This window comes from Actinomyces denticolens, from assembly GCF_002072185.1.
In the GTDB taxonomy this organism is placed as follows: Bacteria; Actinomycetota; Actinomycetes; order Actinomycetales; family Actinomycetaceae; genus Actinomyces; species Actinomyces denticolens.
Genome location: NZ_MVIW01000066.1, coordinates 1 through 7,471 on the forward strand (window position 1 = coordinate 1; position 7,471 = coordinate 7,471).

Consider the following 7,471-nt stretch of genomic DNA (forward strand, 5'->3'; position numbering starts at 1 on the left):
AATGAACCGTGGGCGGGCAAGGGCCGACAGGCCGGTCCAAGGACACACCCCGCAAACCAGGGGCCGTCAGGTCTCGATTGAGTCAGACCCACCCACCCACAACCAACATAGTGGTCTCGGTGGCCGTATCGACCGGTCTCGGTGGCGTTTTCGACCGGTCTCGGCGAGAGGGGCGGGCGGGGCGCCGGTAGGCTTGGGCGCATGCCCGATACGACACCCCAGGCCGGCGGCCTGCTCGGCCCCGCCGACATCCGGGGACTGGCCGCCGCCCTCGGCATCCGCCCCACCAAGACCCTCGGGCAGAACTTCGTCCACGACGCCGGTACCGTGCGCCGCATCGTGCGCTCCGCCGGCGTCGAGCCCGGCGAGACCGTCCTCGAGATCGGCCCGGGCCTCGGCTCCCTCACCCTCGCGCTCCTCGAGGCCGGGGCGAGCATCGTCGCCGTCGAGATCGACCCGCGCCTCGCCCGCGCCCTGCCGGTGACCATCGCCGACCGGATGCCCGGCGCCGCCGAGCGCCTGAGCGTCATCAACGCCGACGCCCTGACCATCGCCGGCCCCGAATCCCTCGCGCCCGCCGGTCCCGCCGACGGCGCGGCGCACGCCCCCGTTGCGCCCATCCCCGCGGCGCCCACCCGCCTCGTGGCCAACCTGCCCTACAACGTCGCCGTGCCGGTGCTGCTCACCGTGCTCGCCGCTCTGCCATCGATCCGCTCGGCCACCGTCATGGTCCAGGCGGAGGTCGCCGACCGCCTCGCCGCAGCCCCCGGCACCCGCGCATACGGGGTGCCCTCCGCGAAGGCCGCCTGGTACGCCACCGCCCGCCGCACGATCACCATCGGGCGCACCGTCTTCTGGCCCGTCCCCGGCGTCGACTCCGCGCTCGTCGAGCTCACCCGCCGCGAGCCCCCCGCCACCACCGCCGACCGTGAAGCGGTCTTCGCCGTCGTCGACGCCGCCTTCGCCCAGCGCCGCAAGACCCTCCGCCAGGCCCTCGCGCCGCTGGCCGGGAGCCCCGCCGACGCCGAGGCCGCCTGCCGCCGCGCCGGCATCGACCCCGCGCTGCGCGGCGAGCGGCTGGGCATCGCCGCCTTCGCCGCCCTCGCCGAGGCCCTGGCCGCCCCCACCGCCCCTGAGGAGAAGCGATGAGCCACTTGCGCGCCGTCCCCGCCCCTGACGCCGCCGGCCCCCGCGCGGGCTCGGCCACCTCCGTGCGCGTCGAGGCCCCCGGCAAGGTCAACCTGTTCCTCTCCGTCGGCGCCCCCCGGCCCGACGGCTACCATCCCCTGACCACCGTCTTCCAGGCCGTGCGCCTCATCGAGACCGTCACCGCGCGCCGCCAGGCCCTCGACGCCCGCGGCCGCATCACGCTCACCCTGGCCGACCCCGACGACGCCGTGCCCACCGACGAGCGCAACCTCGCCGTGCGCGCCGCCCGCCTCCTCGCCGAGGCCACCGGCGTGACCGAGGGCGTCGATCTCCTCCTGCGCAAGCGCGTGCCCGTGGCCGGCGGCATGGCCGGGGGCAGCGCCGACGCCGCCGCCACGCTCCTGGCCTGCAACCACCTGTGGGGCACCGGCCTGGGGCTGGGCGACCTGCTCGACCTGGCGGCCCGGCTCGGCGCCGACGTCCCCTTCCCCCTCATGGGCGCCACGGCGCTCGGCCACGGCGTCGGTGATCGCCTCACCCCCCTCATGGGGCGCGGCACCTACCAGTGGGTGTTCGCCCTGGCCCGCGAGGGCCTGCCCACCCCGGCCGTCTTCGCCCGCTTCGATGAGCTCGCCGCCGCCAGGGCCGGAGGAGCCGGGGCGCCGGCCGCCCCCGCCGAAGCCCCCGAGGTGCTCACCGCCGCCCTGCGCGCCGGCGACGCCGCAGCCCTCGCCGAATGCCTCGCCAACGACCTCCAGGAAGCCGCCCTCGACCTGCGCCCCGAGCTCGCCGAGATCATCGAGACCGCCGAGCGGGCCGGTGCCCTGCGCGCCATCGTCTCCGGCTCCGGGCCGACCGTCGCCGCCCTCGCCCCCGACTCGGCCACCGCCCAGCGCGTGGCCCGCGCCCTCGCGGCATCGGGATCCTGCGCCGGTGTCCTGCGCGCGGACGCCCCCGTGGCCGGAGCCCGGGTGGTGGGCTGATGGCGCACCTGCTGAGCATCGAGGACCTGCGCGTCGTCGTCGGCTCGCGCACACTCCTCGACGGCGTCCGCCTCGGTATCGGGGACGGCACCCGCGTGGGCGTCCTGGGTCCCAACGGCGCCGGCAAGTCGACCCTCCTCGCAGCCATGGCCGGGACGCGCGAGCCCGACGGCGGCCGCATCGTCCGCGCTGGGGATCTGAGCCTCGCGCTGCTCAGCCAGTCCGATGACTTCACCTCGGGCACCACCGTCACCCGCGCCATCCACGGCGACGCCCCCGAGCACGAGTGGGCCTCCGATCCCGCCATCCGCGACATCCACGCGGGCCTGCTGGCCGACGTCGACCCCACCGCCGATGTCACCACCCTGTCCGGCGGGCAGCGGCGGCGCGTCGCCCTGGCCGCCGTCCTCACCGCCGACGCCCGGATCGTCCTCCTCGACGAGCCCACCAACCACCTCGATGTCGAGGGTGTCGACTGGCTCGCCCGGCATCTCAGCGCTCGCTTCTCCGGGCGGCGCGCCGGGGCCGGGGCGCTCGTCGTCGTCACCCACGATCGCTGGTTCCTCGACGCCATCTGCACCAACGTGTGGGAGGTCGTCCCCGGCGCCGACCCCGGCGGCGACCGCCCCCAGATCCCCGGGCGCATCGAGACCTACGACGGCGGCTACGCGGCCTACGTCCTGGCGCGGGCCGAGCGCGCCCGCCAGGCCGCGCTCGCCGCCGCGAAGCGCGACAACCTCCTGCGCAAGGAGCTCGCCTGGCTGCGCCGGGGCGCCCCGGCCCGCACCTCCAAGCCCCGCTTCCGCATCGAGGCCGCCGAGGCCCTCATCGCCGACGTGCCCCCGCCGCGCGACACCGTCGAGCTCACCGCCATGGCCACCGCCCGCCTGGGCAAGAGGGTCATCGACCTGGAGGACGTGAGCCTCAGCTACCCCGCCGGGGGCGGCGGGGCGGCCGACGGCGGCGCCAAGGAGATCCTGCGCCACGTCACCTGGCGCCTCGCCCCCGGTGAGCGCGTCGGCATCGTCGGCGTCAACGGCGCCGGCAAGACCACCCTCCTCAGGCTCCTGGAGGGCGTCCTCGAGCCGACCTCCGGGCGCGTCGTCCGCGGCAAGACCGTGGCGGTGGCCACCCTGTCCCAGTCCACCCATGAGCTCGATGCCCTGGCCGACCTGCGCGTCGTCGAGGCCGTCGCCCGGGTGGGGGAGCGCGTCGTGGTCGGCGGCAAGGAGCTCACCGCCTCCCAGCTCGTCGAGCGCCTCGGCTTCACCCGCCAGCGCGCCTGGACGCGCGTCGGCGAGATCTCCGGAGGGGAGCGGCGCCGCCTCCAGCTGCTGCGCCTGCTCATGACCGAGCCCAATGTCCTCCTCCTGGATGAGCCCACCAACGACCTCGACACCGACACCCTCGCCGCCGTCGAGGACATCCTCGACTCCTTCCCCGGCACGCTCGTCGTCGTGTCCCACGATCGCTACCTCCTCGAGCGCGTCACCGACCGCCAGGTCGCCGTCCTCGGGGACGGGCGGGTGCGCGACCTGCCCGGCGGCGTCGAGGAGTACCTCGAGCTGCGCCAGGCGATGGGCGGCGCGGGCCGGGGCGTCGTCGTCGGCGCCCGGGAGCGGGTCGACTCCAACGGCCCCGACGTCCCCGGGACCCCGCAGCCCTCGCTGACCGGCGCCCAGCGCCGCGAGGCCACCAAGGCCCTGGGGAGGATCGAGCGGAGGATGGAACGGGCCGCCGCCCGGATCGAGGACCTCCACGCCCGCCTCGAGGAGGTCTCGGCCGACCCCGCCCGCCTGGGCGAGTTGGCCGGGCTGGGGCGCGAGCTCGCCCAGGCCGAGGCCGAGCACGCCGCCCTGGAGGAGGCGTGGATAGATGCTGCCGAATCGTTGGAGTCCTGACTCGGCGCCTCACCCGACTTGCCCTTACGATGGTCGGGACGCAACGGCCCGGTGCCGAGCCTGAGGGTCAGGCCGGCTGGCCCAAGAGGAGGTCCCGTGCGTGAGGCTGCAGGCACGATCGGCGACGCCCGCTGGGGCGCTGGCGACTGGCACGGCATCATCACGCCGCGCGCCGCGCTCATCCTGCCCCCGGTGATCCCCATGCCGATCGTCGAGCGGCTCTGGCGGGACCTCCACGGGGACGGGCTGACGGCGGCGGCCGTCCTGTGGGACGTCATCTCCAGCGTCGTCGCCCGCACGGGCGACCGCCCCGACTTCGCCTTCGTCCTGTTCGAGCCCGGCGGGAGCAGGCGCGTGGCCGTGCGCGGGCGCGGGATCGTGCGAACCTCCCACGGGGACATCTCCTCCGGGCCCACCTCCACCTGGACGGAGACCATCGTCCAGCCCTCCGACACCCTCGTCCTGCTCACCCCGGATACCGGCGACGGCATCATGAGGCCGCTGGCCGACGGCATCGTGCCCGTCAGCGTCGTGGCGCTGCCCGCGCTCGCGGAGGAGGAGCGGCCCGAGGGCGTGTCCACCGTTCACGACGCGGCCAGCCTCCCCCGGCGCGCTGAGGCCTCCGGCCCCTCTCCCGCCACGAGCCGCCCCACCGCCGATGTCCTCACCAGCACCCCCTCCGCCCCGTCCGCGGCGCCGATCGGCCCGTCGGCCGCGCTGGTGCCGCCCGTTGCTCCGACGGCGATCCCCGCGCCGGCGGCGCAGCCGGACCAGTTGGGCCGGCCCGGGGGGCCCGGGGGGCTCAGCCTGCCGGGTGAGCCGGAGACCCTGCCCGAGCCCGCCGTCGAGTCCACCCTGGCGGTCCCCTTCGACCCCGCCGCGATCCTCGCCGGCATCAACCGGCAGGGCGCCCCCGCGATCGACGGGGCCCCCGAGACCCTGCCCGAGCCCGCCGTGGAATCCACCCTGGCGGTCCCCTTCGACCCCGCCGCGATCCTCGCCGGCATGAACCAGGGTTCGACACCCGCCGATGCCGCGGGGGGATGGACCGCCTCCGGGCCGGCCGTCACGTCCGGCACCGCGCCGGCGCCGTCCGCCGCCTCGGGGCCCGCCGTGTTCTCGGGGCCCGCCGCGCCGTCGGCCCCCATCGCCTCCTCCGCCCCTGCGGCGCTCTCCGCCCCTGCAGCCCTCTCGGCGGACGTGCCCGCCCAGACCGGCCCGGGCCCTGTGGCCGCACCTGGCATCGCGCTCGGCCCCGAATCCACCGGCGAGTCCTCCCTCACCAGTCCCGCCCCCCTCCGGCGCGGGGATCACGACGGCTCGACCGTGGCCGAGCTTCCCGGCGATCTCCTCGAGGAGATCCACTCGGCGCGCTCCGAGCTGGCCGAGCTCCCCACGCCCGACCGGAGCGGCGTCGTCCCCTCCCACGGTGCGCGCGTCCTGTCCGCCTTCTGCGCGAACTCGCACCCCAACCCGACCCACCTCGTGGCCTGCCGCGTCTGCGGGGCTCCCCTGGAGGGGCCCGTCCGGCTCGCGCCGCGCCCCGTGCTCGGCAGCCTCATCCTGTCCGATGGCCGCGTCCTGTCACTCGGTGGGCCCATCGTGCTCGGGCGCCGTCCCTCGGCCGACCGCGTGGCCACCTTCGACGCCGGCTTCCCCACCTGCATCAAGGTCTCCAGCCCGGACCGGCAGATCTCCCGCAACCACCTCCTCATCGACATCGACGAGTGGTCGGTCCTCGCCCGCGACCTGTCCAACACCAACGGCACCGTCCTGCTGCGGGAGGGCTCCGCCCCCGTTCACCTGTCCCGCGTGGAGACCACCATCCTGCGCAGCGGTGATGTGCTCGAGCTCGGTGAGGGAGTCACCGCGCGCTTCGAGGCCGCCTGATGGCGTCCAAGACCGACCCGCCCCCGCATATCGCCGGGCTCAAGCACCTGCGAGTCCTCGGCTCGGGCGGCTACTCCACCGTCCACCTCTACGAGCAGCAGGTGCCCCGCCGCGAAATCGCGGTCAAGGTCATGCGCGGCCCCTCCTCGGACCTCTTCCAGTCCGAGGCCGAGCTCATGGCCCGCGTCTCCAGCCATCCGGCGATCCTGTCGCTCTTCGGCGCGGGCGTCACCGAGGACGGGTTCGCCTACATCGTCATGGAGTACTGCCCGCCGCCCCAGCTGTGGACCGTGGCGCGCCGCAGGCCCCTGAGCATCGCCGACGCCCTGCGCACCATCATTCAGATCTCGGGCGCCGTTGAGACGGCTCACCGGGCCGGCATCATCCACCGCGACATCAAGCCCGCGAACATCCTGTTGACCGCTTACCGCCGGCCCGTTCTGGCTGACTTCGGCATCTCCTCCGTGGCCGGTGACGTCAACCAGGCCACCCGGGGGCTCTCCGTGCCCTGGGCGCCGCCGGAGCAGCTCATCGACGCCGCCAACCCGCACCCGTCGGCCGACGTCTACTCCCTGGCGGCCACCTGCTACTCCCTCCTGACCGGGCGAAGCCCCTTCGGATCGGCCGGTCAGAAGGACGACATCTTCCAGCTCTCCCGGAGGATCATCTCCGACCCCGTCCCGCCCCTCCAGCGCCCCGACGCCCCAGAGGCCCTCAAGAGGGTGCTCGAGGTCGCCATGGACAAGAGCCCCATGCAGCGCTACCCCAGCGCCCTGGCCCTGGGGCGGGCCCTGCAGGAGATCGAGTCCTCCCTCAACCTCCCGCCCACCACCATCGACCTCCTCCAGGATTCCCTCGATGGGCCCGAGGACGCCGGCGACGACGACGATTCCGGCACTCGCATCGCCGTCTTCTCCCGCGTGACCGCACCCACTCAGGCGGCCCCCGCCGCTCCGGAGGAGGACGACGGCGTCGAGGAGACCGAGGAGGAGTCGCCCCGGAGGTCCCTCGTCGTCCCAGGCCTCATCGGGGCGGCCGCGATCGCGGCGGCTGCCGTGGGCGGCTACGTCGTGTGGAGTGATCCCGGCGAGGAGAAGCCTCCGGGCAGTTTCGCGACCATTCAGGCAGGCCAGGCGGCTCCGCTGAAGGAGACGGCTCCCGGGCCGCAGGGCCTCGCCGGGGAGCTCTCCGACGATGGGACCGTCCGCTTCACCTGGTCGGCGCCCGCAGCCGACTGGGCGGGGGAGTACCAGTACCGCCAGTGGCGGGGCCCGGTCCCCACCTGGGAGACGACGGCTGACACCTCCGCCGTGCTGCCCGCGGGTCAGACCTGCATCGAGGTCGTGGCCGTGCGCGATGACCGTCAGGCCTCCAACCCCGTCCACGCCTGCGCCGGCACCCCCGCCCCCACCCCCTGACCCCGCCCTTTTCGCCGAGACCGGTCGAAGTGGCGATCGAGACCGGTCCGCGGACCAGCGCTCCTATGTTGTGGGTGTCAAGGTGGTGGGGTGGTAGGTGGGGTTGTTCAGGGCTTGTTTGAGGGCGTGG

5 protein-coding genes are annotated in these 7,471 nt (G+C 75.0%); all 5 read left to right on the forward strand.

Annotated elements, in window-relative coordinates; genetic code table 11:
- Positions 1-201 precede the first annotated feature (201 nt).
- The 5 genes from rsmA to B1H55_RS11760 all read left to right on the forward strand — a co-directional run bounded on the left by rsmA (position 202) and on the right by B1H55_RS11760 (position 7,341).
- Entirely contained in the window at positions 202-1,149 is a 948-nt protein-coding gene (gene rsmA, locus B1H55_RS11740) for a 16S rRNA (adenine(1518)-N(6)/adenine(1519)-N(6))-dimethyltransferase RsmA (RefSeq protein ID WP_077239778.1), read from the forward strand.
- Positions 1,146-2,132: a 4-(cytidine 5'-diphospho)-2-C-methyl-D-erythritol kinase gene (locus B1H55_RS11745; RefSeq protein WP_080461752.1), complete on the forward strand. Its 987-nt coding sequence runs from the start codon at positions 1,146-1,148 to the stop codon at positions 2,130-2,132. The genes rsmA and B1H55_RS11745 overlap by 4 nt, the downstream gene beginning before the upstream one ends.
- On the forward strand, positions 2,132-4,033 hold the full coding sequence (locus B1H55_RS11750; protein WP_073453973.1) for an ABC-F family ATP-binding cassette domain-containing protein: 1,902 nt from the start codon (positions 2,132-2,134) through the stop codon (positions 4,031-4,033). The genes B1H55_RS11745 and B1H55_RS11750 overlap by 1 nt, the downstream gene beginning before the upstream one ends.
- Before the next feature lie 96 nt (positions 4,034-4,129).
- On the forward strand, positions 4,130-5,923 hold the full coding sequence (locus tag B1H55_RS11755) for an FHA domain-containing protein (protein WP_073453975.1): 1,794 nt from the start codon (positions 4,130-4,132) through the stop codon (positions 5,921-5,923).
- Positions 5,923-7,341, forward strand: coding sequence for a serine/threonine-protein kinase (locus tag B1H55_RS11760; RefSeq protein ID WP_073453977.1), 1,419 nt, complete (start codon positions 5,923-5,925; stop codon positions 7,339-7,341). Before B1H55_RS11755 ends, B1H55_RS11760 begins: the two co-directional genes overlap by 1 nt.
- Positions 7,342-7,471: the final 130 nt, after the last annotated feature.

Coding starts and splice junctions, on each gene's coding strand:
- B1H55_RS11760 (WP_073453977.1), top strand. CDS start 5,923: ATGGCGTCCAAGACCGACCCGCCCCCGCATATCGCCGGGCTCAAGCAC.
- B1H55_RS11745 (WP_080461752.1), top strand. CDS start 1,146: ATGAGCCACTTGCGCGCCGTCCCCGCCCCTGACGCCGCCGGCCCCCGC.
- rsmA (WP_077239778.1), top strand. CDS start 202: ATGCCCGATACGACACCCCAGGCCGGCGGCCTGCTCGGCCCCGCCGAC.
- B1H55_RS11750 (WP_073453973.1), top strand. CDS start 2,132: ATGGCGCACCTGCTGAGCATCGAGGACCTGCGCGTCGTCGTCGGCTCG.